A 20,296-nucleotide genomic window follows, 5' to 3' on the forward strand; every position below is an offset into this window, starting at 1 on the left:
TAATGGAAATAGTTGAGATCCAACGTGGCAACCCGGCTTATCCAGCCAGCCTGGAAGAAGCTCCCAATCCGCCAGCAACACTGTACGCTCGTGGCAATGTCAGTTTGCTCAATCGGCCTGGCGTTGCGATAGTTGGCTCTCGAGATGCCTCACCTAACGGCCTGGAGATTGCGCGAAGAATCGCGGGCTATGTTGTCTCCAAAGGTAATGTTGTCATAAGTGGACTTGCTCTGGGGATTGATGCCGCAGCCCATGAGGGCGCCCTGGCAGCCGGGGGTGACACCATCGCTGTGCTTGCCCATGGCCTGCACACTGCAAACCCTCGGGCAAACTATAAGCTAGCGATGAGAATACTCGATGCTGGCGGCCTCTGGGTGTCCGAGCACCCTGAAGGTGTATCTCCGCAAAGGCACTTCTTTGTAGCAAGAAACAGGATTCAAGTTGGCCTGTCTCAATCCTCGGTCATCGTGGAGTCTGCGGCATCGAGCGGGACTATGAAGCATGTAGATTTCTGCCTGCAGGCTCGCCACCGACTCTTTGCCGTTGCCCCTCATAACCCTGAGAATTCACTTGGCCTAAACTGTCAGGGTCCCATGAAACTCATCAATGAAGGAAAGGCAACAGCCCTAAGAACGAAGTCAGACTACGATCTCCTAGAGCTGTAACTACCCTACTCCTCTAAGAGAGCCAGCAACTGGGCTGACTCCTTCTGCGAGAACTTCAGCCCATACTTCTCCACTATCGCCATAAACCGCTGCACATAGATGGCCTGGACGGGCTTATAGGGTGGCATCCACTGGTCTGGGCCTTTGTCACCCTTGCTCTGATTCCGGCCGTCATCGACCAGCCACAGATTTTCAGGGTCCTCTGCAAACTGCCTCTTTAACTCAACAGTCCAATTGGCACCACCGTGCTCATGCGCCCATGAAAGCGGTACGATGTGTTCAACATCCAGGTCGGAAGCCAGGGTATAGAAGTTGCCGGTGTATGGGTCCAGCCACAGGCCAGTGTCTACTGTGCAACCTTTCTCGTTGGTAAAGCTAACCGGGGCCAGGGAGAATTGAACCAGAAGCTCATGACGGGTGCTTTGGCAATCGCCGTCAGAGTCGGACCACTTCGGTAGCCATTCATGGCGGTCATAGCCGCGCTCTTCTTTGGCTTCGACTTCGAGACAGCCCGCCAAAGCGGCAGATAGGAGAATAGGCAGTAAAAGGCGCATGACGACCCCTCATAGTTGTTTTGAGGGATCGTACATGACGAAAATTAAGAGGACAAATACAAGTCTTTACACTTTTTATCCTAGCCTGGGAGGGCAATCGAGAATTTTTTCTCCTGTGTATTGCCCTGAATTAATATCGAAGACATCAAAGCTCTTAACATGCGAGTTCCAGACTCCAAACATGGGAAATGAAGTACTTCCATCACCATGTTGTCGATATGCAATTGTGATCTCATTATACTTAGCCCGTTTTTCAGCAGTTAGAATATCTTTGTAATGAAAAGCGTTTTCAGCTAAGCGCTCGTGGTCCTCTTGAGTTACCATACGAGTACCAAAATTAGGCGCGCCTTTTTCTTTAATTTTCCTGCCCAACCCATACTTAAGCTTTTCCCCTAACTTCGGTGAAGAAGAGCGTCGATCAAATGCAGTCATTTGCGCACCAATATCATTTTCATAGGCCAATTTTATGCGCGTCATTTTACTTCTATACTCTCTAAACAAAGAGCAAAGAGGTGATTCTGGATACTTTTTAACTATATGGTCAACAGCATGGAGTAAATACATATCTTCAGGCTCAGGAAGTGGCATAAAAACAGCTACAGCACCATGCTTCCCCTGGTCTAGAGCTAGAAACAACTGCTCAGAGATAGGTTTTCCTGGAGTCAATAAGGAGGCACTAAGATCATGCAGGCCATACTTATATTTTAAACTTTGAGACCCAGGACCATTATAAAAAAAGCTCGGCTTCGTTCGAGCCAAAACTCCATTACCGCTTACATCGTACTTGTAAGTGTATTTCCTTGAGTTAGATTCCCCAAATGGCGTAGCCATAGTGCTATCATATATTGAATGCCATTTGGAGGAGCCATCAATTCCCTCCCAATTATTGTACACACGAATAGATAATCGCGATTCATGGAAAGCTTTAGATACAGAATCGCTACATTCCCATTTCTTAAACTCACTCCACCACAATTTGGCATGAGAAACGATGACAAACTCTGGCCTTCCCTCTGCCACTTCTAGCGCATCTATAAATCTATCACGTGCCTCTATAAGATTCATAAAATCCCTACTTATTCATTGTAACTAAAAGGTTTCATTTGATACCAAAACCAAAAGCTCAATCATTAAAAATGATCGCAAAGAGAATATCACAGTAAAAAACTTAAAGAATCAACAAAAACGATACATTCAAAAAGTCCAACTAGGGAAATCACCAAAAATTAAAAGCAATAAAAAAGCACAGTATCCATCCTTAAATTCAAATTTTCCACTGCTTGCTCTAGTGGCTTAAGGTATACTGATTTCATGAGCAAGAAAGACAAACAACTAATCGAAGAAATTATCTTTGCATTTGGCTTGGCGGCTATTTTTATAGCACCTTTTGTGAAAGACTGGCATTTCTCATAACCGCTACTAATTAACAGCATCCAAAGCCCCAACCAAAGGTGCGAGCGACTTACCTGATTCCCTTGTTGGGATTACTGGCATGTCTATAATCTCGGCATCTAAAACCCCCTTAGCGCGTCGCCCCCTGTATCCAAGTTCAAGCAGCTTCAGACTTGCCCGCTCAATAATACCAAGGCTTTCTTTTAAGGAATTCACCGCTACACTTGTCGGTCCATCACCCAAAGCTGTCCCTGGAACAGGAATACGCAACTCACCTACCTTTGCAATTTTCTCCAGCGCTTCAAGCTCTTCGGCAGACAGGATTTGCCTTAGCTTCGGCTTACCAATTCCCTCAATAGCTTTGCGGAACTCACCCCCATTGAAGGTCCGATCACCCCGTTGATTTGTGGCAAGCGCTTTTGTTGCTCGGTCCCTTAGGTGCATCAATGTCTGAGCCCGAAGGTCATTCCAGGCTGCCTTGCTAGCCTCTCCGCCACCGCTGTTTAAGTAATTCTTTAAAAGCTTTATATCATCAACTTTGCCACTCTTGCCCACTACCAATCGATTGAAAATATCCTCGGGTGCAACTCTTCCTTCCAGTATCTGCTTCACTACGGACTTTTCGTTCTTCCAGAATTTGTGCTTTTTAACTGCCTCCAGCGATTTCCGGGAATGCTCGAAAGCGGCGCGAGCCTCTTTGTAAAAGTCGTCACCGGTAGATGTAAAGACATCTTTGTCGACCGCGTCTTTCAGCTGACTCAATATGCGACGCCCCACGCCGCTGGTGGAATCCCAGTACTCATTGATTACCTGTCGGACTTCCCGCTCTACCTGTTTGGGTGTTAGGCGTGCATGTTTCTCCGACATGCCTGCGGAGTTAATCCCTGACGGAGTCTGGTCCAGCAGCAACCCCTTACGCTGCAATCGGCCCTTAATCGCCTTCAATACACCATTGGTGGCATCGTCCGAGGTCATACTGTCTTTCAGTAACTTATTGAAACCCTTAAGCAGCACTTTGGGTTGGCCGCCAGCAATCTCGTTAGCCTTTTGGTACAGATTCGACGCAAGCGCGTCATCATCCAGTGCTCGGCGTGTAATAACGTCCTCAATCGCATAACCGGCCTCGTGCGCCTCTCTGCTTGCCCCCCCGGTCCTGCTTGCTAACTCATCCACGCGGCGAGTCAACGCGGAATCCTGCTCTTCCAGGGCTCCACGGATAGCGCCAGAGTACTTACCTGCTTCTTGCTGCTCTCTAAAGTCGTCAGCATTCCGGGTCAACTGCGCCCTGGTTGGCTTCACCCCTACTTCACTAAATGCTTTGCTTCTCACTTTCTGCTCGACAGTATCCAGTGCACCTTTGAGTTGCGCCGGCTCAATCTTGCCTTGCGCGGCGAAACGAGCCCCTTCACGGGTCACGCCATTCTCATCAGCAAGTACACCGCGAGGAATAGTTGCAGGCTTTCGCGCTAGGTTTGTTGCAACCGCAGTTCCCACCACCGGCAAAGCCAATGCTCCCAGCATCTCACCAACCTGCCGGCCATCCCTACCACCAATATATTCGCCAACCTCTCCGCCTAGCTCAGAACCGGCACCAGATGTGGCACCGAGACCGATGTCAGCTGCAGCCGAGGTTTTGCCCACCTCTCGGATAGCTCCGGCAATCGCTGACTCAGATGATGTTCCGAACTGAGGCAGCCTGGCAGCCGCTTGCCTTAACATACCTCCGGCACTTGCTGCAGCAGGTATCACTTCCCCTGCTTGGCGAACTACGTCTTTGCTTAGCCCTTCCTCCATAAAGTTACCTGCCGTTCCAGCCTCCAGAGCGTCAGTTAAGCGGGGCATTCTCCAATCAGAACCAGCTGCATATGCCACCCAGTTCGGCACTGCACCAGCAACAAAATCTACAAGCTCAGTTGCCCCTCGATTCACAGCGCCCATAAACTCCAGAGGAACAGAGGCCGCAAGAGGCATAGATGAACCTTCCTCACCACTTTCAGCCTCTTCCTTTACCCATTCGCGCTCCCAAGGCTTCGGCTTTTCTGAGGAGGCTCCCCAGTTTCTCTCCCAAGGCTTTGTCATTATTTCTGCCTCCAGCTATTAGGGTCATTAGGGTCGCCTCCAAGGAACTCATAGCCATCTACTACTTCACCCTTCTGAGGACGGCCCGACGGTGGGCCAAGGGAATCAATATTTGTGTTTCCTGTTGTCTCATCTCCACTGCCGGGCCCAGCCTCATCAAAACCGATTCCAAGCTTCGCGCGAACAATTCGATCGATCATTTCAATCTTTGCTTTTCGCGCTTCAGGATGGTCTTTTCGATTCGGAACCATGTTAAGCAGCAGCTCTTGGTCTTTATCGGTGAAAGCGCCCTCACCAGCCTCACGGAACAGAGACTTCAGAATCGGGGCCATTGCAGAAACAGCACCCTCAGCCGCCTGTGCCTCCGGAGATAGCGCCGGGAAGGAGCCGGTGAGTGGGTTAGTAGTTGTCTGTTCCATCCTGTCGGAAAGTCCCTGCATAGCGGCCTGATATGCCTTGAAGGTTTTAGCATTGAGCACTGCAGTTTTTTCAGTCTCAGAATTAGTTTTTAAATCAATCTTGCCCTTTTCGTTTTTCATACGCTGCTCAAGAATTTTTTTAAGCTGCTCATCAGTTAAGAGCTCAACCGGCGTATTCCCCCCGGTGGTTGTCAGGAGTTGGTCGCCTATTTTGTGTACCTTTGGGTCGAACTTAACACCCAGGTCACGTACTTCGGTTGAACCGTCTGGGTTTTTAACAGCGATTCCATAATTACCGTTAGCGAGTGTTAGCGGGGAGCCCACAGTGTCCGCTGAGCCTGCGCCTTGCTGCTCCATCATTGCCCGCTTCAGGTTCATTTCATCAATCCCAGAATTGAGCCTGTCTCTATGATTTTGCATAGCGGATAATTGGTAGTTGTAGCCCTGGTAAACTTGCGAGGGGTCACCACCATTTAGACCTACGCCGGCAGCGGTTAACATGCGTCCAATCCGGGGCCATTTATTGCCCTTCAGCTTTTCCACTTCACTCTGATTTTCAATTAGCTGCTGTTCGTATCGGTCGATGGTGCGGGCAAAAGGGTTTGAGGAATCGAAGGTGGGGGATTGTTGGGGTTCTATGAAATTTTGGTCGAGCGCCCCGATAGGCTCGCCCATGCTTAGTATTGGCATTTCTCTTTCCTGTTGAGTTTTAGTTGTGGGCCTTACCCCATGCCCTGCATGATTCCGCCGATACCGGCCAGGATTCCCCCGGCCCCATTACTGCCTCCCGCCTGGGTGGATTCATTGAGCACAATTGGCGAACCTATCGAGCCCTGGTAAAGCTGCAGTTTTTGCCAGGGTGCCATGGCTACCTGTTGCATGTAGTTTTGCATCGCGTTTCCGCCCTGCCCCATCATGCTTACGCCACCCATACCCATGTTGTAGGCGCTGCCGAATCCGGTATTGAAGAGATTGCCAGCGGTACCGAAGTTATTGCTGGCCAGGGATGTGTTGAGATTATTCGTTGCAAGCTGAGCGCCCTGGTTCGCGCTGGATTGGCCGGCCGCAACCTGCACGGCTTGGTTGTAGGCATTGGAACGAATGCCTGCAGCCACATCTGCAGCCCTGTCGTCTGCGCCGCGCATGGCAATACCTTCGGCAACACCTCGGCGCGTAGAGCCAGCATTGCCCGTAGAAACCGCCGCAGAGGCGATGCCCGGCAACTGGTTTTCATTAAGGTTGCGAAATATGTCGCGAGTGCTGGCCGTAATTTGAGAATCCAGTAGGTCGTTATTTATCAGGGAATTCACGGTGTTCATATCAACACCATTTTGCATCGGGGCCTGGTAGCCACCCCCGCTCATTACCTGGGTTAAATAATCCTGCATCACATTGGCTGTATTGCCGAAGCCGTTGGCCGCACCAGTTACTTGGTTGGCATAGCCATTGGCAGTGTTGCCAAACCCCATTGCAGCCTGGATGTATTGCTGCATTTCTGGGGTGAGGTTGGCGACTGGCGATTGACCAGAGTTGTAGAGCTTTTGCCCTTCCCCCCAAATATCATTCAGATAGTTTTTCTGGTCTTCATCCAGATAGCTTTTGCTCTTGGACTCGGCACCACCACCCATCAGACTGTCAAAAAATCCCATGATTTCACCGTTTAATTAGCCGCTGGGAATTGCCATGGCTGCAATAGAGTTATGAACAGCCAGGCGGTTTGCCACCTCAACAATACAGCTAGCCACAAGGTCGGCAGCATGGTCGGCAACGTTGATAGCCTCGCCCGCGTCAGTTTGTAGGGTTTTTGTGGTCACGTAAACGCTATTCATTTCATCTCCGGCACCATCGGTTTTTACTTCGTTTTGGTCATCAATTACGGCGATGGCGCACTTCAATACAGCTGCGGCCTGAGCGTCAGCCGTAGCTGGCTCAGTGGATTGAGTTACTGTTGCGCGAACAATAGTGCCTGCGCTATGGCCATCATCAATGGAGTAGGCAAACTGCCAGGCCAGCAGGTCCGGCACTGTTATCGGGGAGAAACTGGGCATGCGCCCTCCTATGGTTTGTGCTGAATGTTGTGAGTTACAACGAGATGCAGAGGGTCAACACCTGAGGCATATGAAATTCCCCCCACAGAAATCTTGTAAACAGTGCGCAGACCCGCACACTCGACGCTGACCACTTTCTCCCAGCTAAACGGCTCGCCATGGTGACAAGTGCCCAGCTCGACCCCGTGGCAATCCTGAGCCCAGTACACCCTCCCAGCCCTATCGGTAACCGGGGTTTGCCGGCTGCATATCACCTGAGCACCGCTGGACATGGTCAGCAGCACACACGGCACATTTTCTTGAGCTTCTACCGCCTGGATTGGCGCAAGGTGAGTGCCAGAGTCACCAACATCCCAGCACCTAATCAGGTCGCCAGGTTTGCAGTCATCCACCTGGAGGTCATCACGCAGCCAGGTGCCAGCCGCAACGCACCAAGGGTTATCAGGGGCAGTGCTGTCGCCACCATTAGCCGGTGTATTAATTGTGCCCACCGATCGACGCCAGGTGCCGGCAGCCGAGGTGGGGAAGTTTTTGGTCGCGTAATAAGTGACAGCGCCGCCCTTTATGCCGGGGTCATCGCAATACACGTAATACCTTGTGCTAAATGACAAGCCGGAAATGCTGCCGCTGTTGTAATTCACAGGACCAAAACCAAACTGCACTGTATGGGCGGCAATCGTTATTTTCGCTGTATTGCCGTCATCCGAGGCGGACAAGGCTGAGCTAGTCGGGAGGCTGGCAACGCTTGCTTGAATCATTGGCAAGCTGCGCTGGTCCTGCACCTCCACCACATCGACTTTTATATAATCAATTAGGGTCCTGCCGGTTCCTCCATAATTGACCAGTGCCAACGGGGAGAAATAGCGCACGCTTGCCTGGAGTTGGGCCGGGTTGCCTATATGGTTGCCACCGATTGCCCCGCCGATGACCGCATCTCCCGGGGCGTTGCCTTTAAAATAACCGACATAGCTGACCCATTCAGAAGCGACGTTTTGTCCTGAAGCAACTACATAGTGCTGACTGGAAAGGCTTTCACTCCCAAAGGTATTGCAATAAACACCATTCTTATCAAAACCCACAATACCGAGATATATAGGTCTGTCGGGGTCGGTATCCGCGTATTTATACAAACGCATTTCCACCCGGTAGAGCTTGCTGGGGTCGAACGGAATTTTATCTTTATGGTGAATGCCAACAGTGTCATCGTCGGAATCATTACCCAAAAGCACACTGCGGCCACCCAGAATGGTCTCCCCACCTCCAACAGCAATTTCACCCCCGCCGTAATAATGGGTCCAGGCGTTCATCCAATCAGGGTTTTCAAAGGTCTCCAGAAAAGTATTGCGCATTGAGCGGATTTGTTCGCGCTCTTGTGGGGTAGCCCCTACCGTGGCGCCATCCTCGGGGCGCTTGCCATCATCAGCCACCCCAGACCATACGGCCCGCTGTCCCGCCACAGTATCAATTTTATTTTGCAGAGCGGTCTTGGCTGTGGTCACCGCCTGCCAGTGGTCATCCCACTCCTCTCGTACGATTTTTGTAGCCGCGGTGGTATCGGTCCAGGCTGGAACCAGGGCATCTAGATAGGTGGTGAGGTTGGCTATTGATTCGCTGTAAGCAGTTTTCTCGGTGGTTATGTCATAGCTGTCTGCTTGTTGCTCTAGGCCGGCTTTCTCCCCGGTTATCTGGGCATAACGCAGCACCACTAATAGTTTTTCACTTTGGTGCAAGTAGCCATCATCGGCAATTACACTAAGGTCATCGCTGGCTTCTTTTGCTTGTGTTTCTACACGGGTATATAGCCGCTCGATTGACATGAATTCACGGCGGACAAACTGCCACAAGTCGGTGAGCGTACGCGGGACGCCCGGCCCTGTGCGATAACTCATCGTCCATCCACCGGATTAAGGTCTAGGTCCCAACCGGTGAGCCGCCAGAAACCGCCGCTTACAGATTCAACCTTGATAGCCAGATAGCGGGCTTTGATGCGGAAATGCAAATCTAACCCCTTGGCCACATCAAAGACTTTTGGAGTTTTCCAGCGCACTGGGCCCGTGGCAGTCTTGGCACCGCCGACCGAAATCTTTACCTGTCCCTGGCCATCAAACTGCGGAATGATGCGCTTTAAGCTCTTGAGGCGGCCCACCCCTTGAGGCATAACTTGGTCCAGGTCGATGCCGGTCCGCTCCAGGTAGACCAGTTGGGTGTTATCACCCGTAGCAAGAAAATCGGTCTGCATTAAATGGGTATCGGTGAGGTAGTACATCACCGGGTAATAGTTGGTGTCAGTCAGCTCGCCGTAAGTTAGGTTCAGGTCAGAAAAGGCAATGCCTTGCGCGTCCAGGTCACCGAAAGTGATTACCTCGCCGGCCTTGGCCGCAAAGAATGCGCAACGCACGTTCGGCAAATCGATAAAGGTGAAGGTGTTATCCAGCCAGTTATAGATTAATGCCCGGTTGGCCGGGCCATCGGCGTTGGTAGAATAAACCGTCCAGATTTCCTTGGTTTTGTGGTTGGTCACACAACGTACTTTATCGCGCTGGGCCAGCTCACCGTAAAAGGTTCGATTAACGCGGCGGTGCGCCATCGGTTTCATGCTTAAACCGTCGTGGACAAAAATTTCGGTAGCACCCACTACAAAGTGATTGCGGTCAAATGCGGCCACCGCATCGCGACAGAGAATGCCCTGATCGAAAATAGTCTCAAACGAAAAAGTAAATTGCCCGCCCACCAACTGCATCAAGTAAGTGGCGTCTTTCGAATAGACAATATTGGCGGACCCCATCGGCAGGCAATCCACCAGCCGTGAAGCCCCGCTATCAATCGGGTTAGCGCCAGCTAGATTGGTAGTGTCAGCCACGTCCCAAGTCTCAGGCACACCACCCGGCTCGGCCTCATCACTCCAGCGCACTGTATTCGGGTATTCGACTCCGCCCTCAGTTACACCCAACGCAATCAGGAAATTTTTATAAGGGCGCACACAGTCGGCGCGCAGGTCAGACGGCCAGTTAGGCAAGTCTTTAAATTCGATATCGTTGGGCCCTTTGATTTGCGGGATATCCTGACCGTTATTGAAAATGATTGATTCGCCCCAGGTGGTCGCATGCCAATTACTGCTGCTGTAGCCGTCCGCATAATCTGCCCCTGTGCGGTCTACAAACGTCTCGTTCTCGCGGAAATACAACCGGGTGGCAGAGGCGTAGGCGAGCTGAGGCGCTTCGCCGGCAATCCAGCCCGCCCCCCAAACAGGGGGTTCGGACAAAGTTTCCAGGGCATAGGGGGCCGGCATGGTCAGCACTGCACCATTAGAAAAGCGGACATTTTGTGCCCGGCTGAATTCATTAATCTGCAGTTCATAGGCGGGTGAATCGCAGTTGACTCCTCTCTCACCTAGCTGGCGAATCGGAAACAAGGCCATCAGTTAAGCCCCGCCGCTTTCATGGCATCAGTAATTGCCGTGGCAATCTCGCTGGATTTGGGTTCCCCAGTCTTGATAATCCAGCTCAACGCCATACTTGGCTGCATGGTGCTGACTGTATGGCTGTGCTTCCCATCGTCATTGATATCGTGACTATGCTCCTGGCCTCCGCCCTGGCTCTGTATGGAAACCTCGCGGCCATCCTTATCGGAGGGGTCATAGTCCGGGCCAATCGAAGAGCCTTCATTCTTGGTGGAATCCCAGACCGTCGCACCACCGTGGTCATGGGGCGGCATCTCACCAACAGTCAATGCATGGCCCTTCGTTCCGCCATGGTTATGGGCGCCGCTCTCAGAAGTGGTGGCAGTGGCAGCGCCGTAAGTCATACCATCTTGAAACGTGGAACCGTTCGCACCAATAACCGCCACGCCGCGAAGGTCTGGAGTGTCGTTGGTACCGTCTGCTAACTGCCAGCCAGCCGGTATTGCCGCATAGTTAGTGGGCCACGGCTTGATGCTTCCTTTCTGCTCTAGGTGCGGCAACACATAAGAACCGAGCTTATTGGCTATCGAGGAAATAGCCCCGGGCAACGCATTAATTTCTGTCTCTGATAAAGTGACATTAGCCTCACCGCTAAAGCTTTTAAAACTCCCTTTTAAGGCGGCCTTAATCAGCTTCAAATGGTTATCTGTACTGCCGGCAGGGTCTCCCGCTGTGGGGTTCGTCACCACTAACTCAGCAATATTACCCGCAGTCTCTAACGGCATATTTCACCCATAAAAAAAGCGCCCGGAGGCGCCTTGCGGTTTGATTGATTTTAAGAGCCGCCCAACTGGCGCCCCAAACTAAGAGCCGTAATTACAAATAAATCCTATCGGCTTTGAATTTGAAAACTCCATCGTCACTGACTTCAGTGCAGAGAAAGCCTTTATTGATATAGTTCGCACCATCTGGGTCCACGGTCGTGGTGGCGACATTGCGTACATAGTCCCCCACGCGCCAAACGCCTTTTGTTGGCGCTCCGCTGCGGGTTTGGAACTGTCGCTGCCCAACCTGAACAAAAGCCTCTGACTCCTCATTGAGATTGAGACGGTTATCACTGCCAATAACACGGCTCACACTAATCGCACCATCTTGCCGATAATTCTGTCCGTTATAGGCTGCATCGTAGTCGCCAAATACAGGGACATGCGCCCCTTGGACTGATTCGATATGGATTTGGTGCTCGTCTTCTATTTCCATAACCAGCGCCACAAGCACATCGATTGAAGGCTCGCCCAGTAGCTTCAGTTCGCCAACATAGTGTTTCCTTGGGCCGGAGAGAGAGACGTTTGGCAAGGTGACATTAATTCCTTCATAGCGGATAAGATTCGGCACATCGCCAGCATCACCTTCATGTCTGGAAATAATGCTTTCTACCTGACTATTGAGGGAGCGAACCCGCAGAGACCGGCGGTTGAATATCAGTGTGCCGATATTGCAAATTCCGGTTTCTATAGTGCCAGCGTTGCCTGATTCGTATGTGGTGGTTACATCTAGCTCGGCATAGTTGCACTCAAAGGATTTAACATTTTGTACTTTGAGACAATTGGAGCGCCCGCCCCTGATTTTTAGTTTATTTATTGATAGGGTTTCTACGCCAAGAAAACTGTTGTCGTTCTCAAGGTCACAGAGAAATCCATCACTGCCATCGTAAACAGGGTCAAAATCTATCTCCACACTACCCAAATCAATAAGCTTGATGGTGCTGGTGCCTTGGTTGCCAATACTGAAGCCTTTGAAGTCACTGTCATACGATTCAAAGGAGTCAACCTTGAAACGCTTCATATCTTTAGCGATATGCAGACGAAGGGCTGAGTAGCCACAGTTGCGCCCAATAAATCTCGAACAGTAGAAGTTATCACCCGATACCCTGCAGCCGATAAGTTGCTTTTCACCCCCGCTAGGCATTGGTGAATTGATGCAGGTTAAGCGGCCCATGCTGACGTTATCGCCCGGTATGAGTAGGGTCGCGAAGCTATCGTCAAACGTGCCGGTTTCATCCGGGTTGTTTCCGTCAAAAATCAAGTGCCCGGAGGTCTGCACATCATCGCCGATTATCAAGACGGGGTCGGTGCCGGTATATCCGCTGCTGTATCGCTTAATAATGAACTCGCCAGCGCGCACTATTAATCCGGCCGGCCAAGTGTGTCCTCCATCGGTCAGCAAGGTGCCACTGCCAAGGTCAAGCGGTAGCCCCAACGAGTCCGCGATACCGTAGGCCATGGCAAACACAGCGCCCTCATCACCAACCCCGGTAAATCCGCACTGCTTCAAGTGAATGACTCCGCCCGGCCAAAGCGGCCTGGCCCAGAGCCCACCGAGGTCAATAAGTGCAATATCGCCATTGCTGGTGGCTACGATTTCAAACTCATTGCCACCACCATCACCAGGCCAGCGAAAGCCGAGCGTAATGGCTACGTCCCCGACCTTCAGCTCCTGAGATGCAACCATTTCGGCAAAAGTGTTGAAGGTGCGGGTACGGCCGGCAGTTAGAGCGGAATTCTTGAACTCTTCCGCTTGGTCACGGCTAGCCTTTGCCTGCAGGACTAAATCTCCCACTTCCTCCACGCCGACACCCACCGCACGATAGAAGCCGGCCATTAGTAAGCACTCCGAACTGCCATAACACCGCCCGACAGCTCATCGCGTTCAGCCATATCTTGAATCTGCTCTAAAGCCTGCTGGTATTTGTGCTGCCATAGCGGTAAACGGGCTTCATTCTCGAGGAAAGGCTCAGCCTCAATCAGACTCGCGTACAGATACAAATCAGGAGCCACAGCCAACACGTTGCAGGTATCGCTGTCGGCACTTAAACCTGACTGGTCTTGCCAGTAGTTCAGCTCAAGCTCGCCAGCAGAACTGGGAGTGGGGTATAAGCGCAAGTAGCTACCACGCCGAGCGAAATACCGGGGCGTTTCACCGGCCAGATACTGGCGGTTGTCGCGGTCGCTGATGCGGTCCAGCACAATCCCATCCCAGCGCACAGAACGCATTTCGAGATAATCAGCAGGCAGTGGAGCACCGGCACTCGTGCTGTAGCTATCACTGGCCACCGTGGCTTCATTGGCAGGGCAACGCAGCTCGCGATATATCCGCGCCTCTGCCATGCGAATAAAGTCAGGCACACGGGCTAGTATTTCGTCGTCATCCTCGCGGTTTACCCACTCGGCGACGGCGGTTTTCAATTCGCCGTAATTGGTGATTGCCACTTGTTACCCTCAAAGAATTTCTGCGAGCGTCCACCCATAATGCAGCGTGGAAACTCGGCACGGATTATTTGATCGAACTTGCGTTGCTCAGCAGGTGACATTTTCCCGTATCGAATAGGGTCCATTTCCTGGCCGTATTTTTTGATAATGTCGAGCTGAACCGTTGGAGGAATACTAAAGCGAAGACGGCGATAATCTTCTTTCACTGCACCCGCTTCTATTTGATGCCGGCGGTGGTCCTGCTGAGCAAAGAAGGCTTGCTCATTATCTTTGCGGACCTGATAGACAGTGCCGTCTTCAATCGCGAAACTTTCGTGTGTTCTGGCCATAAAATTAGAGCAATAAAAAAGGCGCCCGGAGGCGCCTTAGTTTGAGAAAGTTAAAGCTTAAGAGGTAGTGATGTTCTCAATCACAAAGCTGGTTTTATCATTGAGGCAGGCCAGTGTTAGCTCAGTTTTCCACATCATTTTTTGATTGTGGCCAGTTATTGCGAGCGGCACCAGCTTAGTTTTCTGCAAAATATCAGCAGACCAGAACTCTGAATCAAGACCGAGTATTGTGGAGGTATCCATATACCGGCCTTTAACCACTGAAACAGAACCATGAGGCGTATCAATGATGTCGATACAGTCAACCAGCCTCTTCTCTTCCACTTCGCGATTTCGTCCAGACTGCTGTGCAAATCCTGCAATAGGGTCAGCGTGAATAGGGTTAATCAGAAGCGTTTCAACATTGCCACCATTGTTATAGGTCGCTAGCTGGCCGGCCTTTATCGATGCCTCACCATTCGACGCAGTGAATGCAGCACCGTGGTCCACCCGACAATCACTATGAACCTGCACTTGCGCGCAATCCATTTTGTCCGGCACGTTGTTACCATCACCGGTCTGTCGAGTTTGCTTGCCCGCACCGTTAAAGGCGTACTCAATATCGTTCTTGAGTTCGCGGAGTTTTACGGTGGACTGGTCCTTCAGCTCACTCGAGCGGCCGTGCTTTTTAATCTCTTCAAGTGTGTCAGAGATTTTGAACGGCTTATCCATCAACTGGCAACGATTGTTCATCATCGCTGTTGGCGTGTAGCCGAACGTGCCGATATCAGCCCCTTCTGGCCGTGCATTTTCGCCTGGCGCAGTGGTGTCCCGCTTTTGCCATTCGTGAAGCTTCCCGCTTGCTTTCCCGTCTTTGATAATGTTCAGCATCGGCTGGTCTATCAATTTAGTTTCGAAGATTGCATCTTTCACATCTTCGGCGTTACCTACTGAGTTGTATGTGGTAGTCATTGCTAATTTCCTAAAATGCGGTCGATTTCACTATTTACTGCGTGAGCTGTAAGACGGTTTTGAGCAGCCCGGTCACCCTTTGCCGCTAGTGTGCGGTCTCGCTTTATTGCGTCCGCGCGCTTCTGTGCAACCGTGCGGGGCTTACCCGCCGCCTTCTGCTTAATCGTGCGTTTTACTGTTTGGGGTTTAGGTTTAGGTTTGACTTGGGCCTGCTCGGCCTTCATCTGGTTAAGTAATGCGGAAATCACCCAGGGGCGGGTTTCGTTGGCTATTTCATCCTGGGGCACACCTTTCTCAACTGCGTACTTCAGCACCGAGTGATACAGCTCATTGCTCCAGTCTGAGTGCATTTCTTGCAGGGTTTCGACTGCCTCCTTGGCCTTGCGCTGATGGTCTGCCTTTCGCTGCTCCTCGGCCTGCCCCTTCAGTTTCTTGCGGGCTTCCTCAACCTGCTGAAAACCTTGAAGCGCAACTTTGTACTGCCCTTGCAGCTCCTGATACTTCGCCGGGTCATTGGCCTGCAGCTCTTGCCAGTTAACGCTGTCGAACTGAGCCAGCGGCCCTTTCAGTTGGTTTTCCAGGAACTGCAAACCCTGGTCAAGCTGCTGGTATTTCTGGTCAGCCTGCTTTTGGGTGTCCGCGAGTTTTTGCTGCCTTTTGGAGTGGGTAGCTTGATAGTTTTTCTCGGCATCCCGCCAGGCCTTCACCTGGCTGAGAGATACTTTCTCGCCATCCACCTCGAAAGAGGGCTCGTCGGTTGATTCACTTTCGTCGCTGGTGTCTTCGCCCTCCTCCTCTGTTTCATTTTCTGTTTCGTCTTGCTCCTCTTCACTGTCCTGCTCCAAGGATTCGCCATCGGCTTCACCGATAGCTTCGGTTTCACTTCCATCTTCGGTCGCGATCTCTGAGGAGTCGCCAGCAGAAGTTTCAGATTCAGCTGCTTCAGTTGAATCACTGGATTCGCCCAACGCTTCGGAAAGAGCAGCATCGATTGCAGAATTTTCTAACATGGCCGGTTATGCCTCTGTTGGTTGGTAGTAGCTGTTTAATTTTTCGGTGACGCGATGCAGTGCGCGGGATTGGCGATGCAGCTCCTCGCGCTGCTGCGGGTTTTCACAGTGGAGCCACTCGCTTTGGATATCGGCAACCACGTCCTTGACCGCCTGCTTAAAGGCCGGGCTATCCCAAAGCTGTTTGGATTGAGCCGAGCGCGCACGGGCTGACAGGCAGGTATTAGCAACCCGCTTAAGTAGTTTTTTCATGGGATTAAATGCTTACGTTGCGGTCCTGCCGGCGCTCGAGGGCGAGCTCCAGCTCATCAATAGTTTGGTCGTGGGCTTCGGCGTCTTCAGCCAAGGACTGCTTGCGGTCACCAAGGGAGGCATCGGTCATTTGTTTCTGGCGTTTCAGGTCCAGGTCTCCCAAGGCTTTCACTTTCCGTGTCTCTGCATCCTGGGCCTTGATACCAAGCTCCTGCTGGTTAAACTGCTGCAGTACCGCCTGGAGCTGCTGGTTTTGCATTGTCATCTGCTGCAGCTGCTGCTGGGCCTGCATTAGCTGTTGCTGCAACTGTGCCGGGGTGCTGTTTGGGTCCGTCAGGAATTCCGGCGAAGGCTGGCCGGACAGCTTGAATATCTCGCGCAATACAGAGTATTTATTCTGCGGCGAGTAGATGGCCTGCAATGAGGGGTCCATCTGTGCACCCTGAGTCAGCGAGTTATGCAGCACCATCAACGTGCGCGCGCGCATCTCGGCATCATCTGGGGTAAGGGCCGTGGTCACCTCCATATCAACACCCTCCCCCATTTCCTGTGGGTTGAGCTGCTGCCACTCGCCATCAACCTCAGCTAGCAGCCCCTCCTGGTCGTGCTCCAGGGCTAAGGTGTAAATCTCTTGGAATATCGGGATTAAAAACAGCTCGGCGTAACGCCTGGCCATGCCCATCATTCGCCGCATTGCTGCGCTGGTCATGCGGTTAATCATGTCATCGGCGTTTTGATTGCTGATAACGTCCTGATTGAGCCCGGAAGTTAAACGAGACACGCCGGCCCGGTGCTCTTTATCTTGGTTGAGCATCTCCAGGGCGGGCATAGTCAGCGGCGTTAACTGTGGGGCTGGGGTTGGCAATACGTGGTCGGTAACTGGACCGGTTGCTTCCTTCTTGAGCCAGTGAGTCGCACCAACAGGGTTATCAATCCAGTCAGCAGGATTAACAAATGCACCTTGCCGAGCGATACGAGATTGATTATTGGAAATCAGCAGGTTGTCTACTATCTGCCGCTTAATGGTCGCCTTGAGCTTTTGAATGTCGCCAATAATGTCGTACATGGACAGGCCGTCATATCGATGAGCTATCCGAAGTGCAGCCCAGCTGAAGTACGGCATGCGCTGCACCTCTTCAACATCAAGAATGGTGTTGCCCACCTTAAAGACCTGATGCAGCTGTGCGATTCCCTTGCCCTCGTCATCCCACCAGATAAACAGCTCGTAAAGCTCCAGGGTTTCTTGCGAGGGCTCGCCAAGCAGGTCGTCGCCAGTCGTTACACCTTCGCGGGCCTGCTCTTCCATTTCATCCTGTGAGTCACCGTCAGCAGTTAGGCCAGCAACTACTGTGGGGTCAAAGCCCATCTCAACCAGCTCGGAACGGGTAACCTCGCTCTTCTCCCCCCAGAAGCGGGCCTTGCTCGGTTCGGTGGCGTTCGGGTCTCGAACCACACGCTCAGGGGCAATAACCTCAACGACAACACGAGAGGCATCAACGGGAACTCTCAGCTCAGCATCAATCAGGCCGGTGACCTCATCTTGCACCGCCTCGATAATCTCAGCCTCAGAGTTTTTCAACTGCTCATAAGCTTCAGGAGGGATTCCCTGCACCTGCTCGGTTTTATATTCAGTCTCCTCATTCCAATAGACTTTGGCCGTGCAGTTCTTGGCTAATAGCGCATCCTGGATTGAGTCGTGAAGGATGGAATAGCCAGAATTGTTTTTATTAAACACGCGATTGCAGTAACTGGTGCGCAGCTTTGCCTGCAGCACGTCATTCTGGTCTTGCGGGGTAAACTTTACTGTCTCCCGGTTGGAGCCGAACACCTCCAATAAAATCTCTTTGGCATCCTCCACCGCGTCGAATACATCACGGCTTACATAATCGGAACGCCCTTCGCGTTCATTGCCGAAGGGCTCGCCGTAGTAATATTTGTACGCCTGGGCACGGTCATCGGAATTGGTGGAATCGTCATCGCCTTCTGATAGCTGAATGCACTGCTCAGCCAGCTTCAGAATTTCGCCTTTAGTTTTTGCCATCAGTAACGGATTCCAGGGTTGGAGCGTGAGTAGTCGAAGTTATCGGCACCGCTGCGAGTCTCGCCAAACCTGGCAACACTGAGCGCGGAGTACCTGAAGCCATCCATAAAGTCATCATCAATCTTGACGATTCGCCCGTTCTTACGATGGTATTTTCTGAACTCATCCCAGAACGGTTTGACCGTTGAGAACACCTTGAGACGCCCGGTGCACATCCTTTGGTAAAGCTCTTGAATTCCAGGCTCTACAAAGTTGGTGCCGTCTTCGTTGGTGAACTTGATGTGCATGTTCACATTGAGTTGGCGGTATTGGTCGGCCATGGTTTGGCCTGAGCCCTTCTCAACACTGTCCCCATCATGGGGATATATCACCGGGATATAGTCACCACGAGAGTTAATTGCAGCCGCATGGATTGCAGGAACCTCGCCGCTCTTTGCGTATCCATCGAAGACGTAAATTATGTCCGCGTCCGCATCGTATGCAGTCCAACAAACTGCTGTGTCATGAGAAAAACCGAAATCAATGGCCGCGCACTTCTTCCAGTGGGGCGGCAGCTCAATCGGGTCGATTTTTATTGAGTCTTCCGATACCGGGTAAACCATCCCTTCACCCAGGAGAGGAATACCTTTTGTTCTCATATCTCGCTGGTAGGGAGGGAATGCCGCAAGCAGCTGCTCTTTGGTGGAATCATCAAGGTGCGGGGCATCATCCCAGGTCACGGTCTGCAAATACTGTCCCTTCTGGCGGTCTTCCATAAACTGAGTCACCAAGTCGGTCATACCATTTTCAGGGGTGAAAGTGAGTGAGGCCCAGCCGCCTTTGTTGCGGTTACCTGTTGCAGTCCTGGTTAGTGTTTGCGGATATATTTCCGAGTCTTTAGGCTCTTCATCAATCCACCCATAATCGACTGATGCGCCCATTAGGACATGTTGGCCTTGGGCGTATGCCTTGAGGCTGATTTGCGAATAGTTCACCACGTCACCGCCGGCACCGTGACGCACATAAATATCCTTGGCCAAGCGCGGAGTCCCCATCGCTGGCACAACCTCATGAATCAGGTCTTTGTGAACCAGCCCGGTGCCGTCGAACTGCCCACCGTAATAATTACCGAACAGTTCTTTCTGCATCACATCACGAATCTGCTCGCCGGTGACGCCTAGCCCCCAGGTGTAAGGGGCATAATTAAAAGTGATTCCCGGCCACCAATCTGGGTACTCACCAATTAGATGGCTTGCGACTTGGTAGGCTTCAGATGCGGTCTTTCCCACCCTATTCGCTGCCATAAGTAGGCACTGCTTATGGGCTTGAAAAGCGCCATACCACTGCAGCTGCCAGTCATACGGCTTAAAGTAATGCCGCTTGTTGTATTTCTTATGCTCCTTGACCGTCTGCAGGGCTTGAGCCAGTCGTATTGTCTCCGCTGGGGTCAATTCCATGCTCCTGCAAAATCGCGTTGGCTTGGTCGATGGTCATGCTTATGCCGCCGCTGTGTTCGGTCTTCTGGTCAATGTCGAGCTTCTGCCCGTATTTCTTGGGCTTGAGCTTTTCCATTAGCCATTTGCGTGTATCAACTCGAAGGCGAGAGCGCTGGATGTTCTCGGGGTTAAGTGATTCCTCTACTGAGCCATCTCTTGTCTGCCGGTCCATGTAATCATTGGAGCTATCGTCAGCTATCTCCAGCAGCTCCTCGGCCATAACGAAAGTCGAAACCTCTTTCGCCTGTGCGTACTGGTCGCAAAACTCTGAGTTAGTAGCCAACCAACGTATTACTGTGGACTTGTCCGGCATGCCTTCCTGAACACATACCTCACGCAGACTGAGACCTTCTGAGAGCAATATGCAGATAGTGTCAGCAAGCTCTTGGGTATACAGGGTTGGCCTAGCCAT

General features: G+C 51.7%; 19 protein-coding genes. 1 reads left to right on the top strand and 18 read right to left on the bottom strand.

What is annotated here, in order from left to right; all coding sequences use genetic code 11:
- Positions 1-2: 2 nt before the first annotated feature.
- Complete coding sequence (locus FIU95_RS12935; protein ID WP_152454164.1) at positions 3-665, top strand: DNA-processing protein DprA; 663 nt, start codon at positions 3-5, stop codon at positions 663-665.
- Positions 666-670: 5 nt separating this feature from the next.
- Here the strand turns inward: FIU95_RS12935 and FIU95_RS21495 are convergent, their stop codons facing one another.
- From FIU95_RS21495 to FIU95_RS13025, 18 genes are all read right to left on the bottom strand, one after another.
- Positions 671-1,219, bottom strand: a complete 549-nt coding sequence (locus FIU95_RS21495; RefSeq protein ID WP_253868625.1) for an HNH endonuclease family protein — start codon at positions 1,217-1,219, stop codon at positions 671-673.
- A 75-nt stretch (positions 1,220-1,294) separates the two neighbouring features.
- Positions 1,295-2,284 carry a hypothetical protein gene (locus FIU95_RS12945; RefSeq protein ID WP_152454165.1) on the bottom strand — a complete coding sequence of 330 codons (990 nt, stop codon included), beginning with the start codon at positions 2,282-2,284 and terminating at the stop codon, positions 1,295-1,297.
- A gap of 354 nt (positions 2,285-2,638) precedes the next feature.
- Positions 2,639-4,690: a hypothetical protein gene (locus tag FIU95_RS12950; RefSeq protein WP_152454166.1), complete on the bottom strand. Its 2,052-nt coding sequence runs from the start codon at positions 4,688-4,690 to the stop codon at positions 2,639-2,641.
- A complete protein-coding gene (locus FIU95_RS12955; protein WP_152454167.1) occupies positions 4,690-5,799 on the bottom strand; it encodes a hypothetical protein in 1,110 nt (369 codons plus the stop codon). Before FIU95_RS12955 ends, FIU95_RS12950 begins: the two co-directional genes overlap by 1 nt.
- A gap of 32 nt (positions 5,800-5,831) precedes the next feature.
- Positions 5,832-6,758, bottom strand: coding sequence for a hypothetical protein (locus tag FIU95_RS12960; protein ID WP_152454168.1), 927 nt, complete (start codon positions 6,756-6,758; stop codon positions 5,832-5,834).
- A 15-nt stretch (positions 6,759-6,773) separates the two neighbouring features.
- On the bottom strand, positions 6,774-7,157 hold the full coding sequence (locus tag FIU95_RS12965) for a hypothetical protein (RefSeq protein ID WP_152454169.1): 384 nt from the start codon (positions 7,155-7,157) through the stop codon (positions 6,774-6,776).
- 8 nt (positions 7,158-7,165) lie between these two features.
- Entirely contained in the window at positions 7,166-9,046 is a 1,881-nt protein-coding gene (locus FIU95_RS12970) for a hypothetical protein (protein WP_152454170.1), read from the bottom strand.
- Entirely contained in the window at positions 9,043-10,575 is a 1,533-nt protein-coding gene (locus FIU95_RS12975; RefSeq protein WP_152454171.1) for a hypothetical protein, read from the bottom strand. The genes FIU95_RS12970 and FIU95_RS12975 overlap by 4 nt, the downstream gene beginning before the upstream one ends.
- Positions 10,575-11,342, bottom strand: a complete 768-nt coding sequence (locus FIU95_RS12980) for a tail fiber protein (RefSeq protein ID WP_152454172.1) — start codon at positions 11,340-11,342, stop codon at positions 10,575-10,577. Before FIU95_RS12980 ends, FIU95_RS12975 begins: the two co-directional genes overlap by 1 nt.
- Positions 11,343-11,433: 91 nt before the next feature.
- The gene (locus FIU95_RS12985; RefSeq protein WP_152454173.1) at positions 11,434-13,218 is read right to left on the bottom strand and encodes a hypothetical protein; all 1,785 of its coding nucleotides are present in this window, start codon (positions 13,216-13,218) and stop codon (positions 11,434-11,436) included.
- Positions 13,218-13,826, bottom strand: a complete 609-nt coding sequence (locus tag FIU95_RS12990; RefSeq protein ID WP_152454174.1) for a hypothetical protein — start codon at positions 13,824-13,826, stop codon at positions 13,218-13,220. The genes FIU95_RS12985 and FIU95_RS12990 overlap by 1 nt, the downstream gene beginning before the upstream one ends.
- Positions 13,799-14,155: a hypothetical protein gene (locus FIU95_RS12995; protein ID WP_152454175.1), complete on the bottom strand. Its 357-nt coding sequence runs from the start codon at positions 14,153-14,155 to the stop codon at positions 13,799-13,801. The genes FIU95_RS12990 and FIU95_RS12995 overlap by 28 nt, the downstream gene beginning before the upstream one ends.
- A gap of 57 nt (positions 14,156-14,212) precedes the next feature.
- A complete protein-coding gene (locus tag FIU95_RS13000) occupies positions 14,213-15,106 on the bottom strand; it encodes a DUF5309 family protein (RefSeq protein WP_152454176.1) in 894 nt (297 codons plus the stop codon).
- Positions 15,107-15,108: 2 nt separating this feature from the next.
- Positions 15,109-16,116 carry a hypothetical protein gene (locus FIU95_RS13005; RefSeq protein ID WP_152454177.1) on the bottom strand — a complete coding sequence of 336 codons (1,008 nt, stop codon included), beginning with the start codon at positions 16,114-16,116 and terminating at the stop codon, positions 15,109-15,111.
- 6 nt (positions 16,117-16,122) lie between these two features.
- A complete protein-coding gene (locus tag FIU95_RS13010) occupies positions 16,123-16,368 on the bottom strand; it encodes a hypothetical protein (protein WP_152454178.1) in 246 nt (81 codons plus the stop codon).
- A 4-nt stretch (positions 16,369-16,372) separates the two neighbouring features.
- On the bottom strand, positions 16,373-18,409 hold the full coding sequence (locus FIU95_RS13015; RefSeq protein WP_152454179.1) for a hypothetical protein: 2,037 nt from the start codon (positions 18,407-18,409) through the stop codon (positions 16,373-16,375).
- On the bottom strand, positions 18,409-19,839 hold the full coding sequence (locus tag FIU95_RS13020; RefSeq protein ID WP_172975399.1) for a terminase large subunit domain-containing protein: 1,431 nt from the start codon (positions 19,837-19,839) through the stop codon (positions 18,409-18,411). Before FIU95_RS13020 ends, FIU95_RS13015 begins: the two co-directional genes overlap by 1 nt.
- Positions 19,781-20,296 (bottom strand): terminase small subunit protein, encoded by a 516-nt coding sequence (locus FIU95_RS13025; protein WP_152454181.1) that lies wholly within the window; start codon positions 20,294-20,296, stop codon positions 19,781-19,783. The genes FIU95_RS13020 and FIU95_RS13025 overlap by 59 nt, the downstream gene beginning before the upstream one ends.

Origin of the sequence: Microbulbifer sp. THAF38 (genome assembly GCF_009363535.1) — a bacterium.
Classification (GTDB): domain Bacteria; phylum Pseudomonadota; class Gammaproteobacteria; order Pseudomonadales; family Cellvibrionaceae; genus Microbulbifer.

Bases quoted from the DNA above. Each gene is read 5' to 3' on its own strand.
- FIU95_RS21495 (WP_253868625.1), bottom strand. From the start codon at position 1,219: ATGCGCCTTTTACTGCCTATTCTCCTATCTGCCGCTTTGGCGGGCTGT.
- FIU95_RS13005 (WP_152454177.1), bottom strand. From the start codon at position 16,116: ATGTTAGAAAATTCTGCAATCGATGCTGCTCTTTCCGAAGCGTTGGGC.
- FIU95_RS12995 (WP_152454175.1), bottom strand. From the start codon at position 14,155: ATGGCCAGAACACACGAAAGTTTCGCGATTGAAGACGGCACTGTCTAT.
- FIU95_RS12935 (WP_152454164.1), top strand. From the start codon at position 3: ATGGAAATAGTTGAGATCCAACGTGGCAACCCGGCTTATCCAGCCAGC.
- FIU95_RS13010 (WP_152454178.1), bottom strand. From the start codon at position 16,368: ATGAAAAAACTACTTAAGCGGGTTGCTAATACCTGCCTGTCAGCCCGT.
- FIU95_RS13000 (WP_152454176.1), bottom strand. From the start codon at position 15,106: ATGACTACCACATACAACTCAGTAGGTAACGCCGAAGATGTGAAAGAT.
- FIU95_RS12985 (WP_152454173.1), bottom strand. From the start codon at position 13,218: ATGGCCGGCTTCTATCGTGCGGTGGGTGTCGGCGTGGAGGAAGTGGGA.
- FIU95_RS12980 (WP_152454172.1), bottom strand. From the start codon at position 11,342: ATGCCGTTAGAGACTGCGGGTAATATTGCTGAGTTAGTGGTGACGAAC.
- FIU95_RS12955 (WP_152454167.1), bottom strand. From the start codon at position 5,799: ATGCCAATACTAAGCATGGGCGAGCCTATCGGGGCGCTCGACCAAAAT.
- FIU95_RS13025 (WP_152454181.1), bottom strand. From the start codon at position 20,296: ATGGCTAGGCCAACCCTGTATACCCAAGAGCTTGCTGACACTATCTGC.
- FIU95_RS12950 (WP_152454166.1), bottom strand. From the start codon at position 4,690: ATGACAAAGCCTTGGGAGAGAAACTGGGGAGCCTCCTCAGAAAAGCCG.
- FIU95_RS12965 (WP_152454169.1), bottom strand. From the start codon at position 7,157: ATGCCCAGTTTCTCCCCGATAACAGTGCCGGACCTGCTGGCCTGGCAG.
- FIU95_RS13015 (WP_152454179.1), bottom strand. From the start codon at position 18,409: ATGGCAAAAACTAAAGGCGAAATTCTGAAGCTGGCTGAGCAGTGCATT.
- FIU95_RS12960 (WP_152454168.1), bottom strand. From the start codon at position 6,758: ATGGGATTTTTTGACAGTCTGATGGGTGGTGGTGCCGAGTCCAAGAGC.
- FIU95_RS12970 (WP_152454170.1), bottom strand. From the start codon at position 9,046: ATGAGTTATCGCACAGGGCCGGGCGTCCCGCGTACGCTCACCGACTTG.
- FIU95_RS12945 (WP_152454165.1), bottom strand. From the start codon at position 2,284: ATGAATCTTATAGAGGCACGTGATAGATTTATAGATGCGCTAGAAGTG.
- FIU95_RS12975 (WP_152454171.1), bottom strand. From the start codon at position 10,575: ATGGCCTTGTTTCCGATTCGCCAGCTAGGTGAGAGAGGAGTCAACTGC.